General features: G+C 59.1%; 25 protein-coding genes. 8 read left to right on the top strand and 17 right to left on the bottom strand.

Annotation, left to right across the window (positions count from 1 at the left end; genetic code table 11):
• Positions 1 to 88: 88 nt before the first annotated feature.
• Together GOB90_RS14735 and GOB90_RS14730 are read right to left on the bottom strand one after the other, a co-directional pair.
• Positions 89 to 931, bottom strand: coding sequence for a replication initiator protein A (locus GOB90_RS14735; RefSeq protein ID WP_264812743.1), 843 nt, complete (start codon positions 929 to 931; stop codon positions 89 to 91).
• A gap of 24 nt (positions 932 to 955) precedes the next feature.
• Positions 956 to 1,177, bottom strand: a complete 222-nt coding sequence (locus tag GOB90_RS14730) for a helix-turn-helix transcriptional regulator (protein WP_146890708.1) — start codon at positions 1,175 to 1,177, stop codon at positions 956 to 958.
• Positions 1,178 to 1,286: 109 nt separating this feature from the next.
• Between GOB90_RS14730 and GOB90_RS14725 the strand changes: the two genes are divergently transcribed.
• A complete protein-coding gene (locus GOB90_RS14725; protein ID WP_146890712.1) occupies positions 1,287 to 2,129 on the top strand; it encodes a winged helix-turn-helix transcriptional regulator in 843 nt (280 codons plus the stop codon).
• Here GOB90_RS14725 and GOB90_RS14720 read toward each other — a convergent pair.
• Together GOB90_RS14720 and guaA are read right to left on the bottom strand one after the other, a co-directional pair.
• Positions 2,126 to 3,322 carry a tyrosine-type recombinase/integrase gene (locus GOB90_RS14720; RefSeq protein ID WP_146890715.1) on the bottom strand — a complete coding sequence of 399 codons (1,197 nt, stop codon included), beginning with the start codon at positions 3,320 to 3,322 and terminating at the stop codon, positions 2,126 to 2,128. The genes GOB90_RS14725 and GOB90_RS14720 overlap by 4 nt on opposite strands.
• A 305-nt stretch (positions 3,323 to 3,627) precedes the next feature.
• Positions 3,628 to 5,232 (bottom strand): glutamine-hydrolyzing GMP synthase, encoded by a 1,605-nt coding sequence (gene guaA / locus GOB90_RS14715; RefSeq protein ID WP_146890718.1) that lies wholly within the window; start codon positions 5,230 to 5,232, stop codon positions 3,628 to 3,630.
• Between the two features lie 179 nt (positions 5,233 to 5,411).
• Here guaA and GOB90_RS14710 point away from each other — a divergent pair, with 179 nt between their 5' ends.
• Positions 5,412 to 5,870 carry a hypothetical protein gene (locus tag GOB90_RS14710; protein ID WP_146890721.1) on the top strand — a complete coding sequence of 153 codons (459 nt, stop codon included), beginning with the start codon at positions 5,412 to 5,414 and terminating at the stop codon, positions 5,868 to 5,870.
• Positions 5,871 to 6,026: 156 nt separating this feature from the next.
• On the opposite strand, the gene GOB90_RS14705 is transcribed toward GOB90_RS14710, so the two are convergent.
• Positions 6,027 to 6,314 (bottom strand): GNAT family N-acetyltransferase, encoded by a 288-nt coding sequence (locus GOB90_RS14705; protein WP_146890724.1) that lies wholly within the window; start codon positions 6,312 to 6,314, stop codon positions 6,027 to 6,029.
• Between the two features lie 182 nt (positions 6,315 to 6,496).
• On the bottom strand, positions 6,497 to 7,969 hold the full coding sequence (locus GOB90_RS14700) for a sodium:solute symporter (protein ID WP_146890727.1): 1,473 nt from the start codon (positions 7,967 to 7,969) through the stop codon (positions 6,497 to 6,499).
• A gap of 299 nt (positions 7,970 to 8,268) precedes the next feature.
• On the opposite strand from GOB90_RS14700, the gene GOB90_RS14695 reads away from it, so the two are divergent.
• Positions 8,269 to 8,556, top strand: a complete 288-nt coding sequence (locus GOB90_RS14695; protein ID WP_146890730.1) for a hypothetical protein — start codon at positions 8,269 to 8,271, stop codon at positions 8,554 to 8,556.
• 37 nt (positions 8,557 to 8,593) lie between these two features.
• Here the strand turns inward: GOB90_RS14695 and GOB90_RS14690 are convergent, their stop codons facing one another.
• Positions 8,594 to 9,349, bottom strand: a complete 756-nt coding sequence (locus tag GOB90_RS14690) for an NADPH-dependent F420 reductase (protein WP_242012065.1) — start codon at positions 9,347 to 9,349, stop codon at positions 8,594 to 8,596.
• Entirely contained in the window at positions 9,350 to 9,988 is a 639-nt protein-coding gene (locus GOB90_RS14685; protein ID WP_242012064.1) for a cupin domain-containing protein, read from the bottom strand.
• Between the two features lie 363 nt (positions 9,989 to 10,351).
• Between GOB90_RS14685 and GOB90_RS14680 the strand changes: the two genes are divergently transcribed.
• Positions 10,352 to 11,188, top strand: a complete 837-nt coding sequence (locus tag GOB90_RS14680; protein WP_146890733.1) for an aldo/keto reductase — start codon at positions 10,352 to 10,354, stop codon at positions 11,186 to 11,188.
• A 172-nt stretch (positions 11,189 to 11,360) separates the two neighbouring features.
• On the opposite strand, the gene GOB90_RS14675 is transcribed toward GOB90_RS14680, so the two are convergent.
• From GOB90_RS14675 to GOB90_RS14640, 8 genes are read right to left on the bottom strand one after another with little or no spacing between them, the layout of a single operon-like run.
• Positions 11,361 to 11,699: a hypothetical protein gene (locus GOB90_RS14675; RefSeq protein WP_146890736.1), complete on the bottom strand. Its 339-nt coding sequence runs from the start codon at positions 11,697 to 11,699 to the stop codon at positions 11,361 to 11,363.
• Positions 11,696 to 12,427, bottom strand: coding sequence for a c-type cytochrome biogenesis protein CcmI (ccmI, locus tag GOB90_RS14670; protein ID WP_146890739.1), 732 nt, complete (start codon positions 12,425 to 12,427; stop codon positions 11,696 to 11,698). Before ccmI ends, GOB90_RS14675 begins: the two co-directional genes overlap by 4 nt.
• Before the next feature lie 42 nt (positions 12,428 to 12,469).
• A complete protein-coding gene (locus tag GOB90_RS14665) occupies positions 12,470 to 12,946 on the bottom strand; it encodes a cytochrome c-type biogenesis protein (protein WP_146890742.1) in 477 nt (158 codons plus the stop codon).
• Positions 12,943 to 13,542: a redoxin domain-containing protein gene (locus tag GOB90_RS14660; RefSeq protein WP_146890745.1), complete on the bottom strand. Its 600-nt coding sequence runs from the start codon at positions 13,540 to 13,542 to the stop codon at positions 12,943 to 12,945. Before GOB90_RS14660 ends, GOB90_RS14665 begins: the two co-directional genes overlap by 4 nt.
• Positions 13,539 to 15,518, bottom strand: a complete 1,980-nt coding sequence (locus GOB90_RS14655; protein ID WP_146890748.1) for a heme lyase CcmF/NrfE family subunit — start codon at positions 15,516 to 15,518, stop codon at positions 13,539 to 13,541. Before GOB90_RS14655 ends, GOB90_RS14660 begins: the two co-directional genes overlap by 4 nt.
• Before the next feature lie 55 nt (positions 15,519 to 15,573).
• A complete protein-coding gene (ccmE, locus tag GOB90_RS14650; protein ID WP_146890751.1) occupies positions 15,574 to 16,092 on the bottom strand; it encodes a cytochrome c maturation protein CcmE in 519 nt (172 codons plus the stop codon).
• Positions 16,089 to 16,259 (bottom strand): hypothetical protein, encoded by a 171-nt coding sequence (locus GOB90_RS14645; RefSeq protein ID WP_173572117.1) that lies wholly within the window; start codon positions 16,257 to 16,259, stop codon positions 16,089 to 16,091. Before GOB90_RS14645 ends, ccmE begins: the two co-directional genes overlap by 4 nt.
• A complete protein-coding gene (locus tag GOB90_RS14640; RefSeq protein ID WP_146890754.1) occupies positions 16,256 to 17,062 on the bottom strand; it encodes a heme ABC transporter permease in 807 nt (268 codons plus the stop codon). The genes GOB90_RS14645 and GOB90_RS14640 overlap by 4 nt, the downstream gene beginning before the upstream one ends.
• A 216-nt stretch (positions 17,063 to 17,278) precedes the next feature.
• Here GOB90_RS14640 and GOB90_RS14635 point away from each other — a divergent pair, with 216 nt between their 5' ends.
• From GOB90_RS14635 to GOB90_RS14625, 3 genes are all read left to right on the top strand, one after another.
• Positions 17,279 to 17,572, top strand: a complete 294-nt coding sequence (locus tag GOB90_RS14635) for a YciI family protein (RefSeq protein WP_146890758.1) — start codon at positions 17,279 to 17,281, stop codon at positions 17,570 to 17,572.
• Positions 17,569 to 18,000, top strand: a complete 432-nt coding sequence (locus tag GOB90_RS14630) for an EVE domain-containing protein (RefSeq protein WP_146890761.1) — start codon at positions 17,569 to 17,571, stop codon at positions 17,998 to 18,000. Before GOB90_RS14635 ends, GOB90_RS14630 begins: the two co-directional genes overlap by 4 nt.
• A 155-nt stretch (positions 18,001 to 18,155) precedes the next feature.
• Positions 18,156 to 19,916: a glycosyltransferase 61 family protein gene (locus GOB90_RS14625; protein ID WP_146890764.1), complete on the top strand. Its 1,761-nt coding sequence runs from the start codon at positions 18,156 to 18,158 to the stop codon at positions 19,914 to 19,916.
• 93 nt (positions 19,917 to 20,009) lie between these two features.
• On the opposite strand, the gene GOB90_RS14620 is transcribed toward GOB90_RS14625, so the two are convergent.
• Positions 20,010 to 21,011 (bottom strand): ion channel, encoded by a 1,002-nt coding sequence (locus GOB90_RS14620; RefSeq protein ID WP_373322087.1) that lies wholly within the window; start codon positions 21,009 to 21,011, stop codon positions 20,010 to 20,012.
• A gap of 288 nt (positions 21,012 to 21,299) precedes the next feature.
• Between GOB90_RS14620 and guaD the strand changes: the two genes are divergently transcribed.
• Positions 21,300 to 22,634, top strand: a complete 1,335-nt coding sequence (gene guaD / locus GOB90_RS14615; RefSeq protein WP_146890770.1) for a guanine deaminase — start codon at positions 21,300 to 21,302, stop codon at positions 22,632 to 22,634.
• Positions 22,635 to 23,038: the final 404 nt, after the last annotated feature.

Raw genomic sequence — 23,038 nt, 5'->3', positions numbered from 1 at the left:
CAGAAGAAAACGCCGTCTTCCCGCTCATGCTAATCTGATCTCCGTTCGACACGGAAATGCAGAATCATCTTTCCCGCCCTACGTCATCTCAGAAATGAGGGGATGCCTGAGGGTCACGCTCTGTATCGAGCGATATCTGATAATCAGGTAGCAGGTTGATAACAGACAGTTCCTTTATCTGCCGTCGAAACTCTCTCAACGTCGCAGTACTGCCGCTTTTCGCGTACAGGACCGTCACAGACACGCGCCATTTTGGCTGAAGACCACAATGTTTGCGGGCAAGTTCATATATGCGCCGCTCAAGCGGCTTGCGGAGTTTGAAATAGTCCCGTGAAAGGGTCAGAACCCGCATGGTCGCAACAGAACGGAATAGCCAGTGAGGCAAATCCACCTCAATGGCGGTCACACGATCATCTGTTGGCGACTTTTCTACAATGCGCCATGAATCAATCAGTCCAAAGCCGCGTCGCTCACGCTGTCCGTTCGTCTCAATGTTAGTCTCGATGCCAGTCCCTCTCAGCCTTGCAAGCATACCGACTACACGGCGGTAGCCGACACCCCCTGTTGAGCGGTTCGTACTACGGAGAAAATCATAGGCCGTAAAACGCACTGTTGGTGTTATGGGGCGCCCACGGTTCTTGGCCTCCACCAACTGACTGATGCAATAAATCCATAGGTCCTTGTCATGTATGGTTGCACAGCCATCCGCCCCGGGCTTCACGGTCACCACGAGACCGTTGCGCTCATAGGTTCTTACACGCCTATCGCCCGCTTTTAACGCAAACAGTGGATGCTCCATGCTAACCGCGTCACCCTTTGGTGCAGCGGCCAGAATGTCTGCAACGAAAAAACCTTCCCGATGGCAGAGTTCTGCTGGGGAACATTTTGATGCCTTGCTGACGGCATGCTGTTCCCAGCGAATGGAAGACACAGGCGTTACAAACAAGCTCTGAGATCAGAAGCGCATACCAGGACGCTGCGCCTGAGCACCCTGTGCCTTGCGCGCCTCAATCCACTCTATGACCTCTTCGAGATCCCACGCCACGTTTCTGCTGGTCAGCGCGATACGGCGTGGAAACTCGCCACGCCGCTCCATATTGAAGATGGTTCTTTCGGCTAGCGGGATCATCGCGTGAAGCTTTTTGCGGTCAATAAGAACCCTAGCCGTGTTTCCCATTTCTCTTCCCTCTGCACCCTTATGACAATGTGCTTGAGGCTACCTGCTGCTGCCTGCTGCGGCTGGGAAAAAGATTGAATTTGGTTGACACTGCAGACATAAATTGACCATGGCCAAAGATTACGAAACCCACCTTGCTTTCGATCCGATCCTCGAGCGCGTAGTTACCAAACGGGAAGCCACCGGTCGCATTGAGGCCAAGCTTGCAGACAATCTGACATGGTGTTTTTGTGAGCTTTGTGGAAATCTCACTGAATATTCAGCAATACGCTTCAATCCAGTTGTAGTAAAAAAGCTGAAGAACGAAAACGCCAAGCTTGTTCCTCTAACAGAAAAAATGATTTCGTTAGGGCTGGAGAGAGCAAAGAAACTAGCTAAACATTATTCAGAGGCCTTGTCAGGAAAATATGGCCCTCATAAAGCGAGCCAAATGATCGCTCGTTATGGCGATCTAGTCGAGATGCGTGCAGATTGTTCCGTAGAGAGTTTCCACGAATACATCGAACCAAAAATGAAGTTACGGGAGCATGCACGTCCTAGTGACCTTGCGTGGACAACTCGCTTGGCAGGCTCTGCCTCTGATGGCCCTAAACCTAGTAAGTTATATTGTGAGAAACACCATCCCAGCAGAAGTGATTCTTCAAGAAGAGCCTATCACCGTGATCGAAGATTCATTTGGGAATACCGTGCCCTGATGGAACAGATTTGGACCCATGGTTTCAACAATTTGACCCTCTCCGGCTGGGACATTGAAGATCATGCGGACGTACGGAGAGAAGCTTATAGGCAAGTCAAAGCCTTACGATCTCCCACAAGCATGCTTGATGATTTTCTCTCAAAAGGCACAATGACGCAGGCTGAAATAGCTCGGCAACTCGGCATTTCCCGCCAAGCCGTTTCAGCAGCCATCAAACGACGCGCCCTAAAAAAACGTCAAGAAAGCGATCGTTAACGTGGCTTGATCGTCCATTCGTCAATCATATCAGCCCAGTCTTGTAGCATAGCGGTGCGCTGCTCGCGGTATTCCGCTTTGTTATAAACAGCTCTTACGCCTTTCTGCTCATGAGCAAGACACTTCTCGATCCAGTCAGTATTGTAACCTGCCTCATGCAACAAAGTACTTGCCGTCCTGCGCAAATCATGCGGCCCGAACTTCGCAAGCGACTTCCCCTCTTTCTGCGCAAGCCTGTAAGTCAACGTCAGGACTTGGTTCAGCGTCGCACTGCTCATCGGCTGATCGATGTCATACCGCGATGGCAAAATGTATTCGGAGCCGCCCGCGAAGGTTTTCAAGGCAATGAATATATCGAGCGCCTGTCGGGACAAAAACACCAAATGGGGATTGCGCCGCTTCATCCGCTCCTTGGGGATGGTCCATAGCGCCTGACTGAAATTAACCTCGCTCCAAGTGGCGTTGGTTAGCTCGCTCTTTCGGACCATCGTTAGCAGCAGCAATTTGGCGGCGGCCCTGATCGAAGGGGTTGTCCCGATGCGCTCCACGTACTGGTACATCAGCCCAATCTCTTCCGGCGTTAGCGCCCGGTCCCTTGGCTCGAATTTCGCAATGGAGGTAGGCCGGACCAATTCAGCCGGATTTTCGACCTTCTGCCCCCGTTCGATAGCCCACCGGTAGACTTGGAACATCACCTCTCTTGCGTGGACGGCTGTCGCTGGAGCGCCACGTTCGACGATGGCATCGGTCAGCGCCCGCAGGTCTTCGTGGGTGATTTCAACAAGCTTCTGACTGGCAAATTTAGGCTTCAGTTCACGCTCGTAGACAGATTTGCGCATATCACGGGTGGAGTCCGCCATCTGATATCCGCGCAGCCACTTCTCGGCCCACGCTCCGAACGTCTCCACGCCCTTGATCCGTGCCTTGTCGCGCGCCTTCTCCTTGGCTGGGGACTTTCCGGCGGCGACCAGCTTTTTAGCCTCTCCCAACTGCTCACGAGCTTCGGCGAGGGTGATCCCCCCAACGCCATACCGCCCGAAGGTCAGGGTCTCCTGCCTTCCATGGATCGCGTAGTTGTAGCGAAACGAAATGCTCCCCGCAGGCGTAACCGCAACGTACAACCCATCGCGGTCATTCACCTTGTAGAGCTTATCCATCGGCTTGAGGTTGCGCAGTTTGGTATCGGTCAGCATCGGTTCGTGGCACCCACATAACGATACCATGATCAAAAACCGCCAGAATAATCAGAAAAATATCTTTTTATTCAATCAGTTATGGTAAATTAATACCATGACACCCACAAAGTGTCCGACATGGTATCAACAAAAATCATGGCATCAGACTCAGTCAGTGCCACGCACTATGCCATAAAAAATAACTGCTTGGCGATACCGTTCGGTGCCAGACAATGCCGGACCAAAAAACAAAAAAGCCCGCATTTCTGCGGGCTTTAAGGCACTTTCATACCGGGTGATGCCACCCTATGCCAGACGCGGGATCATTCCCACTCAATCGTCCCCGGAGGCTTCGACGTAATGTCATACGTCACCCGGTTCACGCCCCGAACCTCGTTGACGATCCGACCAGCAACCCGTGTCAGAAAGCCCATGTCGAACGGATACACATCCGCCGTCATCCCGTCCGTGCTCGTCACAGCCCGGAGCGCACAGGCCTGGTCATACGTCCGCCCGTCGCCCATCACACCAACCGTGCGGACCGGCAACAGCACCGCGAACGCCTGCCAGATCGCATCGTAAAGCCCTGCATTGCGGATCTCTTCGAGATAAATCGCATCCACTTTGCGCAGCAGATCCAGCTTCTCCCGCGTGATCGACGCACTCGGAATGCGGATTGCCAGCCCTGGCCCCGGAAACGGATGCCGCCCGACAATGCTCTCCGGCAGACCCAGCTCACGCCCCAGGTCGCGGACCTCATCCTTGAACAGCTCACGAAGCGGCTCGACCAGCTTCATGTTCATCCGGTCCGGCAGTCCCCCCACATTATGGTGAGACTTGATCGTCACAGACGGCCCGCCCGTAAAACTCACACTCTCAATCACATCCGGATACAGCGTGCCCTGCGCCAGGAAAGCCGCTCCGCCAATCTTCGCGGCCTCTTCCTCGAAGACCTCAATGAACAGACGCCCGATGATCTTCCGTTTCTGCTCGGGATCGACAACGTCCTTCAGCTCCGACAGGAACAGTTCCGACGCATCCCGATGCACCAGCCGGATGTTGAAGCGCCCGCGGAACGTAGTGACGACCTCCTCCGCTTCCCCTGTCCGCAGCATCCCGTGATCCACGAAAATGCAGGTCAGCTGATCCCCGATCGCCTCATGAATCAGCACCGCCGCCACAGAAGAATCCACACCGCCCGAAAGCCCGCAGATCACCCTCTTCTTTCCGACCTGCGCACGGATTTTCTCAATCTCGACATCGCGGAAACCCGCCATCGTCCAGGTGCCTGTGCAGCCCGCCACATTATGCGTGAAATTCTTCAGCAGCGCCGCCCCGTGCGGCGTATGCACCACCTCCGGATGGAACTGCACGCCATACAGACGCCGTCCCTCATCCGCGATCACCGCATAAGGTGCCCCCTCGGACGTTGCAACGGCCCGGAATCCAGGCGGCAGCTTCGTTACCCGATCGCCATGGCTCATCCAGACCTGCTCACGACCGCCACGCGCCCATGCGCCCCGGAACAGCGCGCAATCTTCAGTGATATCGACAAAGGCCCGGCCAAACTCCCGATGGTCCGAACCCTCGACCTTTCCGCCAAGCTGGTTGCACATCGCCTGCTCGCCGTAGCAGATGCCCAGCACCGGGATATTCAGCGCAAACACCACATCCGGAATGCGTGGCGCTCCGTCGTCATGAACACTCGCCGGGCCACCCGAGAGAATGATCCCACGCGGCGCAAACGTCCGGATGCGGGCTTCATCGGCGGTAAACGGCCAGATTTCGCAATACACGCCACTTTCGCGCACGCGGCGGGCAATAAGCTGCGTCACCTGCGACCCGAAATCGAGAATCAGAATCCGGTCAGCGTGCAGAGTGGAATCAAGCGATTCAGCGGGGGCTGTTTCCTGGTCCTTACCGGACATGACGGGCTCCTTCAGACGGGGCGCGCCTGACCGTGGCGGCAGGGCATCCGGTCGGCGGGCAACATTGCGGCATTGATCTGCGGGTGTATAGGACGGCTGAAGCCTGTCGTCACCCGTCTCCCTGCACGGAAACCGGATCAGGGGACCCGGACACCTCTTTTTTCTGGAAGGTCAGACCGATGCGCCACAGCCCCCATCTTCCCCGGACCGGCCACGCCCGCCGCCTCGCCCTGACCACTTTCATCGCCCTGGGTGCGGCTCTGCATTTCGCGCCGTCAGCCCGCGCCGCCTCCGATGCACAGAGCGATCCTACCGGCCTGTGGACCGGCACGCTGGTGACGGACCAGGGCAACTGCCCAGATCAGATGGAATCCACTCTCCAGATCGAACCTTCCCGTATCGCCTTTACTCCCGGAACCGGCGCCCTCATCCTGCACGGCAAGCCCGACAAGGACCACAAACATTTTCATGCCCAGCTCATGCTGACCGATATGAAAAAGAAACCCCTTCCCATGGTCTTCGAAGGACATCCTGACGGCCAGACTATTACAGGAGAATTCGGCACTCCTACCTGCCGCGCGCATATCGTCATGAAAAGACCAGAGAGCCACACACTGGATAATTTTCTGGGACGTTGAGGCTGCTGTTTTTCCCCGGGGCCTTGCCCTGAAACCCACCAGAGGCCGGGGCCTTTTATTAACAAATCAGGGTACAGGGACCTGTGTCCCTTCCCGGTCCGGGCAGAGCCCTGAACCTCAGGAGCCGCCCCCCTGAGCACACAGAAACCCGCCGCTTCACCCGCCCCTGGCAGCCGGCAACAATCCGTGCTTCTGCATATAGACCGTCGAAAAAGAACAGTGCGACAGAAGCGTGCGATGCTCTTCCCGTGCAACCTTTATCGCATGCCGGACCAGCGCCGTTCCAATCCCCTGACCGCTCAGCACAGAGGGAACATCCGTATGCAAAATATCCAGCGTTCCCTTGCCTCGTTCATAATCAAGCCAGGCGACATGACGTTCCGTATGAAGCTCAAAACGCCTGGCCGCCCTGTTGTCGATAATCGGCTTATCTTTAATCTGCATAAGACACGACCTTCTGTCTGTCGCGATACCGGCAATCCGCCGGTCAGATACAACGCCGGATAACAACAAAGGTTGGCGACATTATGAGCGCAGCCCCGTCGTTTACGGACGACGGCCCCGATCAGCGGGCACCGGGCCTGACCTTCCCCAAACAGACGACAAAAACGGATAATCCGGAAAAATCAGAAAGCTTTCCGGACCAGACTTAACGGAACCCCGACAAGAAAACTGATCGCCACCCCGATCGGCACAAGCCAGGGAAACGCAATCGGCGCCCCGCCAGGATGGACAAATCCGATGATCAAAGCGACCCCGATAACCGTCGCCAGAAACGCCGTCATGGCCACAGCTTCATCCGCGCCGGAAACGATCATGCCAAGCAGAAAAGCTCCCAGCAGCGCACCATAGGAATACCCCGCGATCTGGAAACCAAACACAAGCGCCGACCGGGAAGATGTCGAAAAGGCACAGGCCGCGCCGATGAGCGCCAGCGCCCAGAGAACCGTTACAAAAACAGAGGCGATGCGACTGACCGGAACTCTGGACATTACACGCCCGAGCAGATCCGAAAACGTCGAGGCCGTCATGGCATTCAGAGCCGAGGACAGAGATCCCATGGTTGCGCTGATAATGCCCGCGACAAGCAGACCGGACAGCCCGGCAGGCAGTTCATCGACAATATAGCGGGGAAAGAGCCCGTCCGGACTATGGAAACCCAGCGCCTCCAGCGACTGCCCGTCATGACGCGCCCACAGAAAAACGCCGACCAGGGACAGAAGAGCAAAAAGCAGCGTCACGACAAAGGCGCTCCCGACCATGGCCCGCTGCGCATCCCGCAGGGAACGGGCGGCCAGAGCTCTCTGAACCATAAGCTGATCGGCGCCATGAGAAGCCATGGCAAGAACAGCTCCGCCGACCAGGGCGGTCAGCGGCGTATAGGGGCTGGTCAGATCAGAGACGTTGAAGGCGAAAGGCAGAAGACGCCCCGACAGATGAACAGACTCAACCTGTTGCGGGCTGAGCTGATGCCACACCAGAATGACGCAAAGCGCCGCGCCGGACGTGTAGAGCAGGAACTGAGCCGCATCCGACCACACAACGGCCCTCAGCCCACCAATGCCGGTATAAAGCGCCGTCAGTGCCGTCAGTCCGATCAGAACGGAGAGCGGCGAAAGCGGCATCCCGCGCGCCGCAAGCAACGCACAGATGGGAATAGTCGAGGCAAAGAGCCGCACACTCTCCGCAAGCAGCCGTGTCACCAGAAAGGTGACAGACGCCAGCCGTTGCATCCGGCGGCCAAAACGCAGCGCAAGATACTGATACGCGCTGGTAAGATCGCCCCGCATGTAAAGCGGGAGCAAAAAACGGGCCACGGCAATGCGCCCGAGCAGATAGCCCCCGCCAAGCCCGACAAACACCATGCCCTGCTGATACGCGATGCCTGGAACGCTGATGACCGTCAGGGTGGAGGTCTCGGTGGCAACAATGGACAGACAGATAGCCCAGGCTGGAAGATCGTGATGCGCGTCCAGCACGTCTTCAGCAGAACGCGATTTTCTCCGCGACCAGGGGGCAGCACCCGAAAGATACAGAGAGCCAAAAGTAAGAGCGGTAAGCCAGAGCAGAATAACGACGGGATCGATAAAACCGGTCATCGGGAGGCGGGACCGGCAATAATGTGTCTGAAACAGATCATCCTGGTCACAATGGCGTCCCGTATCCTGAAGAAAACGAAACACTGTGCCTGACTGGCCGGAAAAAGGAAGACCGTGCCGCAGGCGAAAGGATCAGGGGGTGTCGTACGGCGGCAGGCAGTCTATGCTGCACATCAGAAGCCGGCATCCGGTCCGTAAGATCCGCTTACGGTCTGCTCTTTAATATTTTGTTTTTTGCGAGTGTTCGCAGCCGCTCAGGTAATGGCGCCTGAATGGGAAATGCCCTGACGTGAGCTTTCATGAGACCATCCTACCGTTATGATCCGCCCCCAAACTTTCCCAAACCGCCCGGAACACGGACGACAAAGATCATCGTGCTTGTCGGGCTCCTCGTGGTCTATGTCGGCGGCTACCAGATCGTAAGCCACTGGCCGGCGCGAAAGCTGCCACCTCAGATCGTGACAATCCCGGTGGATGTGGTGAAATGGAAACAACGCGTTCCGGCGCCTCCCGCACTCCGGCCGCGGATGGAGACACCGGCACCCGTAGTGATCCCCCCGCCCAGACTGCTAATCCGGACACGGTGAACATCAGGCCCGACGCCGTAGCATCCGGCCGCCCGCGTTAAGACGCTTTCAGTCCCAGAACTGCCCGCAACGCAGGCGCGGTCGTCACAGCTTCAAAGCCGGGATTGCCAGGCTGAAAGAGCTTTGCCGTCGCGAGGTCTCCGGTCACAACCGGCTCAAACCCGGCTTCTCGTGCGAGCCCACAGATAACAGCCAGGGCATCCTGGTCGTTCCCGGCCAGCGGTACCGCGATCGGCGGCGTCTCCCGCGCCCCGGCGCGGAGAGCGGTCATGGCGATGGAATTAAAACCACGAACAATCCGCGCCTGAGGGAAATAGCGCGCGGTGACAGCGCCCGCTCCCTCACGACCCGCTTCCGTCGCAATCCCTCCGTCACGCCAGGCATAAGGGTTGGTCACGTCGAGCACGATCTTGCCGGAAACAGCAGCACCGAGATCCTTTGCAACGGCCGGCAGAGCCCCATAGGGAACAGCCAGAACAATGACATCCGCAAAGGCGGCAGCCTGCTGCGGTATGCCGGCCGTGGCGCCCCCGCCCAGCCTGGTGGCAACGCTCTGCGCTTCACTCAGGCTGCGGGCCGAAAGCATGACGGGATGATTGGCTTTCACCCAGAATGACGCGAGCGTGCTGCCAACCTGCCCCGAACCGATGAACCCGATCTTAAGGGGCTGTACAGTCCCGGAGACCAGCGCCTGCTTTCCGGCGGCATTCGCGCGACGAGGGAGGAAAGGCATCGCCGCGAGCAGAGGAATAGCAGCAAGAAACTTTCTTCGCGTCCGGTCCGGCTGCACCATTCAGCTATATCTCCAGAGAGCAGTCAGAGGTCCGTTCGCACCTGAAACGGGATCGCTGTGCGGAAACGCAAGACGGTCCATCTGCGCGATCGTGTCCGCGGATATTGCCTGACGCTGCAAATCGAAATCCTGATCAGGCGGGTAAGCGCCCACAACAAGAAAATCCTCGCTGGAACCTTCGTTCTTATGTCCTGTTCCGGCCGGAAGAACGATGAGGTCACCAGCCTCGACCTTCATTTCTTTTCCGCCCGGCCCTCCGATGGTGAGCGTCGCCGAGCCTCTGGCAACACCCAGCACCTCGTGAGCAGTACTGTGGAAATGATGAAAAGTATAAACACCCCAGCGCCAGAGGGGCGTCCAGCCGTTCCGGGTCAGCATCTCCTCGAACGCGACCGCCGGATCGGCAACGTCCGGATCAATAACCCCTCTGTAGTGCAAAACCGGTAAATTCGGATTGTTGGGCACCCAGTCATGCGGCTGAAGTCTGAATGCGTTCGGGGTGACGGCAGCAGACGTGGAGGAAGCCATGATTTTGCCTCCGCTGAAAAGCAGGCCTGGTGCGGTGAGGAAAGCGAAGGCGATCCGCCGACTGATATCGGTCCGTAACAGGGCCGACACCGGATTCTGATGTGTGGACATCCGGCTTCTCCTTCGCGCGACAGGATTTCATACTCGATGGAAACAGAAGTGACTTTAATGAACCTACACAATGCACGACATGCAGGTTCGCTGCTCACGGAATATTGTTCCCGGTTACGCGGAAACCAGTGTGTCCGAAGCTTCTGACGCTTCCATTTCCTGAAAAACTGATATTTGTAAAAACAATCTGAAAATAAGCGGTTTTGTTCCGAAGCTGTGGATGCAGGCTGCTCATTTTTGCAAATGACAGAGCAACATCAGACGTTCCGAAGCGTATTAAATCTGACAGTAATCATTAGTCCGCCTCCACTCCTCGCAGCATAAGACGGCGAGAAGAGGCTTTGAGAAGGAAGACCAGAACATATGACAATTCCGGACATTACACTCAGCGATGACACAACCATTCCGGCTGTTACGTTCGGCACCTATAAGCTGAACGGCCGGGCCGGCGCGGAAACCATACTAAGCGCGCTGGAAGTGGGCTACGATGCGCTCGACAGTGCTTTTAATTATGAGAACGAAGGAGCGGTCGGTCACGCGGTTCATAAAAGCGACCGCCCGCGAAGCGCATTAAGGCTCGCCTCCAAACTTCCCGGCCGGCATCACGCTTATGACGAGACGCTGGCCACGATTGAAGAGTCCTTATATCGCGCGCAGCTGGATTATTACGATCTGTATTACATACACTGGCCCAACCCGAAGGAAGGGCGTTACGCAGAAGCCTGGAAAGCGCTGATCGAAGCCCGGAGCCGCGGGTATGTCCGGTCGATCGCGGTGTGTAATTTTCTTCCTGAACATCTGGAACGCCTGAAGAAAGAAACCGGCATTTTGCCAACGATCAACCAGATCGAACTGCATCCGTATTTTCCTCAGGACGCAATGCGAAAATGGAACAGAGAACACAACATCATTACGCAGTCATGGAGCCCGCTGGGACGCGCGAATGACCTGCTGACAAACCCCGTTCTGGAGAAAATCGCGAAACGGACCGGCAGATCCGTCGGACAGGTCATCCTTCGCTGGCACCATCAGCTGGAATGTGTACCGATCCCGAAATCGTCGTCCCGGGACCGGCAGATCGAAAATATGTCGATTTTCGATTTCTCTCTGACCGATGAAGACATGGCCCGGATCGCAACACTGGCAAGACCGGATGGTCGCACGAAAAACCAGGACCCGGCGGTTTATGAAGAATTCTGATGACTGCCTCAGCAGCTTTTTAAAAAGCTGCTTTTTCAGGGTGTTCCCCTGAAACCCATCAAAGGCCGGCAGGCTCCGGAAACCTTTCAGACATCACCACTCGGGGTGCGGGGGCTGTGGTCCCCCGCCGGGTTCGGGTAAAGCCCGATATCCGCAATTAAACAATTCAGGATCACTTCAGCCAGCGATGCCCGTGACGGCTCTGACCGACAATAAACGCAATCGTCACACAGGCCGCACAGGCCACAGCGCCCACAGCCCAGCCGGCCCGCGTCACAACGGTAAACAAAATCCCGAGCACCAGGCCGCCAAGCGTAAAGCGTATCATTTCCCAGTGCGTAGCGCCAAAATGCTTCTCCGCGCCGCAATGCGGACAGATCTCCGCCGTCTGCCGCATCTTCCCATGACAGACCGGACACAGCTGAATCCCGGACATCTCAGGATCCTTCATGGGCAGCGAGACAGACTCACTCCTTTTATCGCCACCCGATCCGGACTGATCTGTTGTCATGGCTGCTCCTGCTCATGCTCGCCCTGAGCAATCCGCTGTTCCACGGCCTGCCGCCAGGGAGCATTTTTCGGAGCCGCCTCAAGAGCCCGCCGGTAAAGCTCCAGACTATCGGCACTGATGTGCTGTTCGGACCGGACCTGTTCCTCCGCCACCTGCAAGGCAAGGTCAGGCGCAAAGCCCAGATCGAGCGCCTTCCGCCAGGCGACCGCGGCATCGGCATCATGACCACGCGAAGCCTCGGCCTGACCCAGCAGCAGATACCCCTGACGCAGGCTCGGATCGCCAGCCGGAAGCACATCGAGCGTTTGCTTCAGCTGAGCAACGGCCTTCGCCGTCCGCTCATCATGCGCCTGCACGTCTTTCAGACGGGGCGCCAGCGGCTGAGCCGGAAAACCCGGATGCCCGCCGCCCGAAAGATAAAGTCCGACCGCAACCGCCGGCACCAGCGCCAGAGCGATAAAAATCCGGTTCCGGGCGGCCCGGTCAGCCATCTCCGCAGGCGCATGATCGGCGATAAGAATCCGGCGCTGAATTTCCAGTTGAGCCACGCCATGTTCCGCCGGAGCAATCATGCCCGAAGACAGATCCCTGTCGAGCTCGATGAGCTGCGCGTCGTGCAGTTCCAGCGCGGCGCTCCGCTCATCCCGCGCCACAGCACGCCGCCAGAGCGCAAAGGCTGAAGGCAGCAGGGCAAAAACACTCAGGCAGGCGATACTAAGCCAGATCATGAAACAGTCCGGAAAACAGGAAACAACAGAAGCCGAAGACGATCAGCTGCCACGCGTCAGCTCATCAAGGCGCACACGTTCCGCATCGCTGAGCGGTGCCACCTGGGGACGACGGCGAAAGACCAGGAACGCGGCAGCAAGACCGATGAGAAGGGCCAGAACCGGCATCCCCCACAGAAGCAAAGTCGCGGCCGTGACGGGTGGGCTGAGGCGGATGAAATTGCCGTAACGGGCCACCATCCAGTCGATCACCTGGCGGTTGCTCTCACCTGACGCAACATGCTCACGAACCACTTTACGCAGATCCCGCGCAAGCCCGGCGCTGCTGTCCTCAATCGACTCGTTCTGACACACGAGACACCGGAGCTGAGCGCCAATCGCTTCGGCCCGCGCCTCCTGCTTCGGATCAGGAAGCATTTCAGACGGATCATCGACCGCGAACGCGACAACCGGCCCGGCGGCACAAGCGGCAACGAACAGCGCCATCGCGATCCGACGACAGAGAGACCCGAGATTCATGCGCCGATTCTCTTCAGAACATTATCCAGACCGGCCATCACCTCGTCCCCGTCCAGACCGGCGGCGCTATGCCAGACAATCGTGCCTCCGGGCGCGATGAGGAAACTCTCCGGCACCCCGGACACCCCCCAGTCGATCGCAACCCGTCCTTCGCGGTCGCTGCCAATCCTCGCATAAGGATTGCCAGCATGCTTCAGAAGCCCGGCCGCGTTCTCCGGCTTGTCCTTATACGCCACACCCCATATCGGCAGACGTTTTTGCAGGGACAGCAGAGCCTGCATTTCCGCAATGCACGGGATGCACCATGACGCGAAGAAATTAATCAGCACAGGCTTCGACAAAGCCCGGAGATCCTCCGCCGAAAACCCCGTGCCGGGCGTCTGATCGGCCAGTGTGAAAACCGGCACCGGACGGCCCGTCACCGGCGCATTGATGTCGTGCGGGTTGAACGATCCGCTCTGCATGCCCGCAAGCATCTTCCAGAATGCAATACCGCAGACGCCGGCGCCCGCAAGCGGCAGCCCCATCATGAGCCGTCGCCGCGTCACCGCACGTCGTTCGTCAGCGGAGGGGCGGGAGGCCAGTTCGTCGCTCATTCCGCGGCCACCGCGTCAGGCAGAGGCGCCCGTCGGGGAGCGCCGACACGCATCCGGCGATCGGAGAGCGACAACGCCCCGCCCATCGCCATAATCAGAGCACCGAACCACATCCATGGTGCCAGCGGATTATAATGCAGGCGCAGTACATAGGTCGGATTTGCGGCGGGACCATGCCGGTCACCGATCACTCCATACAGATCGGACAGGCCATTGGTGTGAATCGACACCTCCGTCGTGGTCTGATTCTGCGAATTGAAACTGCGTTTGGACGGGTGCATCACCGTGACGATGTGCCCGTTGTGACGAATCTCAATCGTCGCCACCATCGCTGTATAATTCGGGCCGGGCTCGGTTTTCACGCCGGTCAGCGTCCAGTCATAGCCCGCCAGGCGCTCGGTCTGCCCGACATGCACCTCCACAATGCGATGCTGTGCCTGAGACATCGCCGCCAGACCAAGGACCGTCACACCAACACCGGCATGAGCAAGCGCGGCACCGAACGCCGAACGGGGCAGGGAGCGCGCCCGCTGAAGACTCTGTGACAGAGGAACACGAAACAGAGCGATACGGCTGGCGATATCCGTCGCGCTCGAAGCGATCACCCAGACAGCGAAGGTCGCGCACAGTACCGGCAGCACACCGGAAAGCCCCCACAGATTGATCCCGAACGCCACGAGCGTGATGAGCGCGGCAACCCAGAGTCGACGCAGCACCGGCCAGAGCTGCGCCCGCTTCCAGGGCAGCATCGGGCCGAAACCCATAAACGCAAAAAGCGGAATGGCCAGCGGGATCGTGGCGGCGTCGAAGAACGGCTTACCAACTGAGATCGTCTTGCCAAACAGCAGCGACATAAACGGCGGATACATCGTGCCGGTCAGCACCACGGCGCAGAGCGAACAGAGCAGAATATTGTTCAGCACCAGCGCGCCTTCACGCGAAACCGGCGCGAAAAGACCGCCCGCCGTCAGCGCGGGTGCCCGCCAGGCGAACAGCACCAGCGAACCACCGATCACGAGACCAAGCAGACCGAGAATGAAGATGCCCCGGGCCGGATCCTGCGCGAAGGCATGAACAGAATTGAGAATGCCCGAGCGGACCAGGAACGTGCCGGACAGCGAAAATGAGAACGTGCCGATCGCAAGCAGCACCGTCCAGATCTTCAGAGCCTCACGCTTCTCCACCACAACAGCCGAATGCATCAGCGCCGTTCCGGACAGCCACGGAATCAGCGATGCGTTTTCCACCGGGTCCCAGAACCAGTATCCACCCCAGCCCAACACATAATAAGACCACCACGACCCCAGCGCGATGCCGCAGGTCAGGAAAGCCCAGGCTGCCACGGCCCATGGACGCACCCAGCGCCCCCAGGCAGCATCGACCCGGCCTTCGATCAGAGCCGCGATCGCGAACGCAAAAGGAACTGCGAACCCGACATAGCCGGTGTAGAGAATAGGCGGATGGAAGGCGAGGCCCGGGTCCTGAAGCAGCGGGTTCATACCCTGCCCGTCCAGCGGCGCGGGCCAGACACGGTCGAACGGATCGGAGGTGGTGAGACAGAACAGTTCGAATCCGGCGGCCACACCGCCAAGAACGGCGAGAACGCGGGCTTTCAGGGCGGACGGAAGATTGCGCCCAAAAGCCGCGACCGCCGCGCCACAGATCCCGAGGATCATGGCCCAGAGCAGGATCGAGCCTTCGTGGTTGCCCCACACACCTGTAATTTTATATAGCAGCGGCTTCGCAACGGCGCTGTTCTCAAGAATATTCGAAACAGAAAAATCGTTCGTAATCGCCGCGTTGACGAGGCAAAGGAACGAGGCCGCGAGCGCAACCAGCTGCCCCAGGGCAAGCCCCGGCGCGAGAGTCATCAGACGCCGGTCCCGGCGCTGAGCACCAATCAGCGGCAATATGGTCTGGGCCAGCGCGAACACGCAGGCCAGAGACAGGGCGAACCGACCAAGTTCAGGACTCATACAGCCGAACTCCGCCTGACGGGTACAGGGTTAGCGAAAAACGCCCTCATCACACTCATTTACCCTGCACCGCAGCCGAAGCCTCTTTCTGTGTCATTGCATTCCAGCTCGCAGCATTCGGCGGCGGCCCGAATTTCGGATCCCATTTGCCCGACTTCTGCAGCGCCTCGGCCACTTCCTTCGGCATGTAAGTCTCATCATGTTTGGCCAGCACTTCGGACGCGACAAAACCACCGCCAGGAACCATGGAGCCAACCGCCACCACGCTCTGTCCTTCCCGGAACAGATCCGGCAAAATCCCTTCGAAACTGACAGTCACGGCGGACTGACCGTCCGTGACTTCAAAGCGATTGATCGGTGTATCGCCCTTACGCTCCTGCTTTACCGACCCGGCCACGACCATGCCGCCCAGACGCACGGTCCGGTCAGCCGGCGGGGGTTTCGCGTCAATCTGCGAGGGCGTCATGAAGAGCTGAATATTGGAGGAGAAAGCCGACAGGGTCAGCGCGGCGGCTCCCCCCAGCGCGCCCACGCACGCAATGACAAGCCAGAGACGACGGGTCTTGCGCTTCATGCCGTCTCTCCGCGACGCGTTACACGGTCTCGCCTGCCCCGCGCGCATTCAAGCGCCGCCAGACGCGCCCTGTCCCGCCGGAGCCGAAGTGCCGCGCCAACGGAAAGAAACAGCGCCAGCCCGAAAGCCAGACCGTAAGACGCAATAATATACGGCAGATGCGTCACGCGGCGTACTCCCCGACGGGCGTTCCGTCAGCCGGAGACGGCTCGCCCCGATGCTGACCGGAGAGCAGGCTGCGAATACGGCTCTCCATCACCCCGGCCCGCAAACGGGCCACAACAATGGCAGCGAACCCGAGCGTGAACCCGAGCGTGCAGACCAGCAGCGGCCAGAGCATGGCGTGCGACATGGTCGGCGCCCCGCGCAGGCCGATGCTGTCCGGCTGATGGAGCGTGTTCCACCACTGGACACTGAATTTGATAATCGGCAGATCGACAGCCCCGGCAAGCGCCAGGATCGCGGCGGCCCGATAGCCGCGCTGAGGGTCATCAAAAGCGCGGATCAGCGCGATATGACCGAGATAAAGAAAGAAAAGAACCAGCACAGAGGTCAGCCTGGCATCCCAGACCCACCATGTCCCCCACATCGGCTTGCCCCAGAGGGAACCGGTCGCCAGACATGTTGCGGTAATACAGGCACCGACCGGCCCGATCTCCACCGCCGCCAGATCAGCCAGCGGATGGCGCCAGACCAGAGACAGAACCGAACAGACGGCCAGGGCGAAATAGCCGGAGGACGCAAGCCAGGCGCAGGGAACATGAACATACATGATCCGCACGGAATCACCCTGCTGCCAGTCCGCCGGCGAGAAAAACAGCCCCCAGACGAGACCGGTCAGGCTGAGGATCAGGGCCGGCCAGGTCAGCCACGGCTGCAGCTTCACGCCCAGACGCAGAAAACGACCGGGATTGGCATAGCGGTGAAACAGGGCTCCGGCCCGCTCCGTCAGTGTCGGCGTCGCGCTCAAATTCTGTCCGTTCCTGCCAGGGCGAGAGAGGACGCCCGTTAGAAAATTGCTCCTGTATGACAAACCGCCGCCATGCGCGAAAGACGGAACGTTGAACAGGGCCGGGGTCGTGCGGAGGCTTCTACTACACTATCATGAAACGTTTGGCACGGGTCGTCCGGCGCATAGGCGGCCCTCCGTGATCTCAACCCCAGCACTTATGTTATGGAGTCCCGCATGCTGTTCGCGATCATCTGCACCGATAAACCCGGCCTGTTCGAAACCAGGTCGGCCACACGTGGGGAGCATCTGGCCTATCTCAGGACCTTTGCCACGCAGATTCAGTTCGCCGGCCCCATGATGGGACCGGACGGAAAACCCTCCGGCAGCATGATCCTTGTCGATGTGCCGGACCGCGCCACGGCGGATGGTTTCGCCGAAAGCGATCCTTACGCGAAGGTCGGCCTGTTCGAGAGCGTGATCGTCCGCCCGCTGCGTACAGTCTTCCGGGACGGAGCACTTGTCGAATGAGCCAGCCCGCCACACGCTCATACTGGCTGGTCAAATCGGAACCCGATGCGTTCTCATGGGACGAGCAGGTCGCCAGTGATATCGAACCCTGGACCGGGGTCCGGAACCATCAGGCGAAAAAAAACCTCGCGACAATGAAGATGGGCGACCTCGCCTTCTTCTACCATTCGAATAAAGGGCGCGAAATTGTCGGCGTGGTGGAAATCGTGCGCGAAGGCTATCCCGATCCGACCGCGGAAAGCGGCTCGTGGGTGTGCGTGGATGTAAAAGCCGTCGGGCCGATGCCCCGCCCGGTCACCCTGGCGGAAATCAAAGCCGATCCGGCTCTCGCCGATTTCGGACTTGTGCGCCAGTCACGTCTGTCGGTCGTGCCGGTGTCCGCCGGACACTGGGACCATCTCTGCCGGGCGGCCGGATGGAAAGGCTGAACAGCCGGACTATAGCATCATCTGTTACGAAGACATGGCGTGACAGGCTGCCTTAAACCGGGCATGCCTCCGCCGCCGGATTGTGTCCGAAGCGTAATGCCCGAACGGCCTCCCACAGGCCCGGGGTCCATAAACAGCCTGTCAGGGAGAAAGTCGTGACGGAGGGTTTTAATGGTGTTGCCGACATCCGCGAGATCGTCGGCGACAACATGATCCATTTCGGTACCTGCCCGCCCGTTACGGCGGAACCGCCTGCTGCCGAAGGCCTGATGCTGGCTGCAGGACTGCGCGCCTCGCGTCCCGATCCGGATTTTACCTATGGTTACTGCCCGTGGGATTCGCTGCAATATTTTCGCAGACAGGATGTCCTGCCGCAGGTCTGTGTCTACGGGCTGCGCGACGTCACCGTAATCGGACCCTGGTTTCAGTCCGGCGCCTTGCTCGTGCAGAACGGCATCCGGCTGAAATGCGACGATCTCGCCCTGAACCCTGAAGACGCGCCCTCCGTTGCACGGTTCACCGAGGATACCGCCGAACGAAAGGCCGGTGCCCGCGTGCTCCGGCAGATCGATGAGCCTGTCATCCTGCTGGCGACGAACGGCCATCAGATCTTCGGCCACTGGATGGTGGACTTCCTGCCGAAGCTCCACCTCCTGAGCCTCGCCGGAATCAGCCTTAAATCGGTGCGTATCCTCCTGCCAGCCAATATGGGACCGTTCGGCAGGGACCTGCTGCGGGCTCTGGACATTGGCGATGAGCAGATCCTGCTCCACGACCCCGAAAAAGAAACTCTCCGCTGCCGGACGCTGATCGTGCCCACGATGCTTCGGCGGGCGGGCCGATGCCACCCGATCTTCGCCGACGCAGTTGCAACGCTCAACGAGATGATCGACCGGACAGGCGCCGTGCCGGCCTCTCCCCTGCGACGTATTTATATCGCGCGCGACCCCCGCTTCGGCCGCAGGCTACTCGGTGGCGAGCAGGCTGAAACCATTGCCACGCAACACGACTTCACGGCCATTCGTCCCGAACAACTGCCGATCACCAGCCAGATCGCCCTGTTCAGAGGCGCGCGGGAAATCCTCGGATCATACGGATCGGCCCTTCACGCTTCGATCTTCTGTCGTCCGGGCGTAAAAATCGCCGCCATCCACGGACAGCTCCCGCACGCATTCGATGCCCTTCAGTCCGGTATCGGCGAACGCCTCGGTCAGCCTGCCGGGTATATCTTCGGCCAGTCCCTCCCTGATGATCCGGAGAGCATCGGTTTCGAGGAAACCGCCTTCCGCACATGCCTGGCCGAACAGTTCAGCCACCCCAATTTTCTGAAGCCCGTCCCTCCGAAACCGGACATGACGAAAAGCCCGGTCAATATCGCCCTCAACCGGCCGGCCACGCAGAGTTCCATATCGGTCTGGTCCGCCGAGACAACGCCTGAACGCGAGGCCGAACGGGGCGTCAACGGCATCGTGGACGCGAAAAACTGGTTTCAGACAAAGCTGGAAGACCAGCCCTGGTGGCAGGTCGATCTGGGCGCGCAGTTCACACTCTACAGCATCCGGATTTTCAACCGGACCGGCACCACGGACGTAATGGCACGCGTCGCGGCGCTGGGGATCGCTCTGTCAACGGACGGAATCACCTGGCGGAAGATCATGGGTCCTGCGGATCACGGGATTTTCGGCGGCGCGGACGGTGACCCGCTTATCTGGCAGGCAGCGGACTTCCGCGATCCTGAGACCGGCCGCCAGGGCGACGAAATAACGGCGAGCCTGGTAAAGGTTTTTCTGGAGAGCAAGGATCTTCTGAGCCTCGGCCAGGTCCAAGTCTATGGCACTCCGGCCGGCACTTCAACGTCATCGGAACCCCGGCAGACAGGCCCGCTCTCCGGGCTGCTGCCCGATGATGTTTTCTGACGATGCCCGCATGAGCCACCGTTACGAAATGCCGGCCCGCCGGAAACCCGCCCTTACCTGAGTTTCAGATGCGCCGGCAGGGGGAGCCGGGCGTCATTCAGCATGCGCCGCTTCCGCAGCGGCCGCATCCTTCGGAGCATGGGTCTCGATGTCGTGGAAACGGGAATAATCCACGGAGATCCCGCCATTCGGGTGACTGGCAACGATATCGACAAAGCGATGATTGTTCATCACCCGATCGAAAGCATAGGAGGTCCGCGCGAAAACGGTTTGCCCCATGGCCTCATCCGTTCCGGTCACGGTCACGATAATCTCGCCTTCTTCAGCATCGAGTTCTCTGACCGTGTGCTTATGCAGCGGACTCGCCTCGGTGATGACATGCGCGAGGACGAACGCAAAGCGCAGGACCGGCACATGCGCCTGAACCAGAAGCAGCGGCTCGAACTGCCGCACAAGGTGCCCGTCATGGGTGACCGTCAGACGGGAAAGAGCCACCTCCACATCAAGCGAAAGGATCACGCTGCGACGACAGTTGGCGATCCGGATGCACAGCGCCGGCACACCGTTTTCATCCGAAATCACAGCCTTGTTGCTGAAAATGATCCGGGCGCGGGGCCGGGCGATCCTTGCGAAAACAGCGCCTGTGGCAAGCGCATTGATCATCATGCCGATCAGCACTTCCAGCGAGACAATCGTATTCGCCACGGGACCGGACGGCGCCATAACGCCATATCCCACGGTGGACAGCGTCTGGACGCTGAAGAAAAACAGATCGAGCAGGGACGGTGGATGCGGCGCCGTCACCTGATCCGGAACCATTGCGAACAGCACGGCGAAAAACAGATTGATCGCGATATAGAATCCGACCGCCCACAGCGTAAACATAAACCAGTTGGCAGTCAGGGCATGATGATAAAGATCGGACCAGAGAGCATCCTTCAGCCCGACACGGACAACATCGCCGTGCTCTTTCTCATCGAGGGCATGCTTCCTGAAACGCCGCACCGCCTCCTTCGTGCTGATTGAGCGCGCTTTTTTATTCTTCCCCTCAGAAGAACCAAGCTTCTCGTCCTCCGCATCGGCAGGTTTTTCCACGTCCCGGTCCGGTTCATCGGACTGCCCCCATGTCCTGCCATGAGCAGGAGCCTGCTGGGTATTCAGGCGCCGCCAGATCCGTTTCACTGCCTCGTCTCCCGTCGCTGCAGAGCCTCGTCCGGCGGGCCTGCTTTAGTCATCACCCCCAATAAGCGGCAAGGAAAATGACGACCACAGGTCGTTTATGCATGGAACCCCCGCGTTTGTTCGGGTTAACAGGCAGGACTCAACGTATTGTGTCCCCGGGTACTCTGCCGGCACACCGTTTTTTCATGGAGCATACCTGTCGTGAACCCATCATCCCCTCCGGTTGCTCTCCGGGGCCGCGTGATTACATTTCGCGCCAGCCCCTTTGAAGTGGCGCCCTCTGAAAGCCTGCTGATCGAAGAGGACGGCCTAGTCCTGCTCAGGGACGGCAAAATCATCGCGGCCGGCCCGGCCGCGACACTGCGCGAAACCCTGCCCCCGGACACCGAAATCATCAGCTACGGCGACTCTCTGATTTCAGCCGGTTTTATCGACACCCACGTCCACTACCCGCAGCTTCCCGTCATCGCATCCTGGGGCGAACAGCTTCTCGAATGGCTGGAACGGTATGTCTTCCCGGCCGAGGCCGCCTTCGCGGACCCGGAGATCGCAAAAGATACGGCAAAGCGCTTCATGACCGAACTGCTCCGCGTCGGCACGACCACAGCCGCGGTTTACTGCACGGTCCACGCCCATTCCGTCGATGCGTTCCTCGCTGAGTCCGCGCGGATCGGCACGCGTATGATCGCGGGCAAGGTTCTGATGGACAGGAACGCGCCCGATGCCCTGCGCGACACCGTGAAACAGGGGTACGATGACTCGCAGACTCTGATCGAACGATGGCACGGAAACGGGCGCCAACTCTATGCCGTCACGCCCCGTTTCGCGATCACCAGCACGCCCGAACAGCTTGAGGCCGCCGGAGATCTGCTGCGCACCCGGCCGGATGTCTTCATGCAGACCCATCTCGCCGAAAACACGGATGAGATCGAAGCGGTACGCCGGCTTTATCCCGATCGCTCATCCTATCTTGATGTTTACGACCACGCCGGGCTCGTCAGGCCGCGCAGTATCTTCGGCCATGCGATCCATGTCGGCGAAACCGAATTCTGTCGCTGCCATGAGACCGGCGCGGCGCTGTCACATTGCCCCACCTCGAATCTCTTTCTCGGCAGCGGCGCGTTCCGCCTGTTCGATGCCCTGGACCCGCGTCGCCCGGTCAGGGTCGGTCTCGGCACCGATATCGGCGCCGGAACCTCACTCTCACAACTGCGCACAATGGGAGAAGCCTATAAGGTCGCGCTGATGACCGGCCATCGTCTGCATGCCGCGCAGGCCCTCTGGCTTGCCACGGCCGGTGCGGCCCGTTCGCTGCATCTTGGCGAGACCATCGGCACGGTTGCCCCAGGGTTCGAGGCCGATCTCTGCATCCTCGATCCGCGCGCCACGCCTTTGCTGACTTATCGTACGGAGCGCTGCGAAAGCATGGAAGAGCTTCTCTTCGTGCTGATGACCCTCGGCGATGAGCGCTGCGTGCGGGCCACATGGTCAGATGGCCGGTGCGTCTACGACCGTGACAGTAATACCTTCGCCTGAGGCTATACCTGACAGATTTCTGTCATCCTGCATTCTGTTCCCGGTAAATATTGCAGCCTTTCCCAGGGCTCTGCCCTGAAACCCGCCAAAGGCTGACGGCCTCCGGAAACCTGTCTGCCGATCAACGGAACAGGCCGCAGGAACCTGCGGTTCCCGCCGATGCATTCAGGACAACATTCTGAAAAAACCCACTTTAAATCTGTGTTGTTTGCACAACAGACAAACTCCCGGGTTTTCAGCTGAAACCCGGGAAAACAGAGCGTCATAAAACTGCAACGACACTGTCACCCAAGCTTCACCCCGTCCGGCATCACAACGGATTAACAGACCGTCATCCAAACCGCGCCGGACAGAGGTCGATGCCCGTAAAAACCCGCTTACAACTGCTTTCTGTCACCATCCTC

Source organism: Acetobacter oeni, from assembly GCF_011516825.1.
In the GTDB taxonomy this organism is placed as follows: Bacteria; Pseudomonadota; Alphaproteobacteria; order Acetobacterales; family Acetobacteraceae; genus Acetobacter; species Acetobacter oeni.
This window is presented reverse-complemented; position numbering and strand designations above follow the sequence as displayed.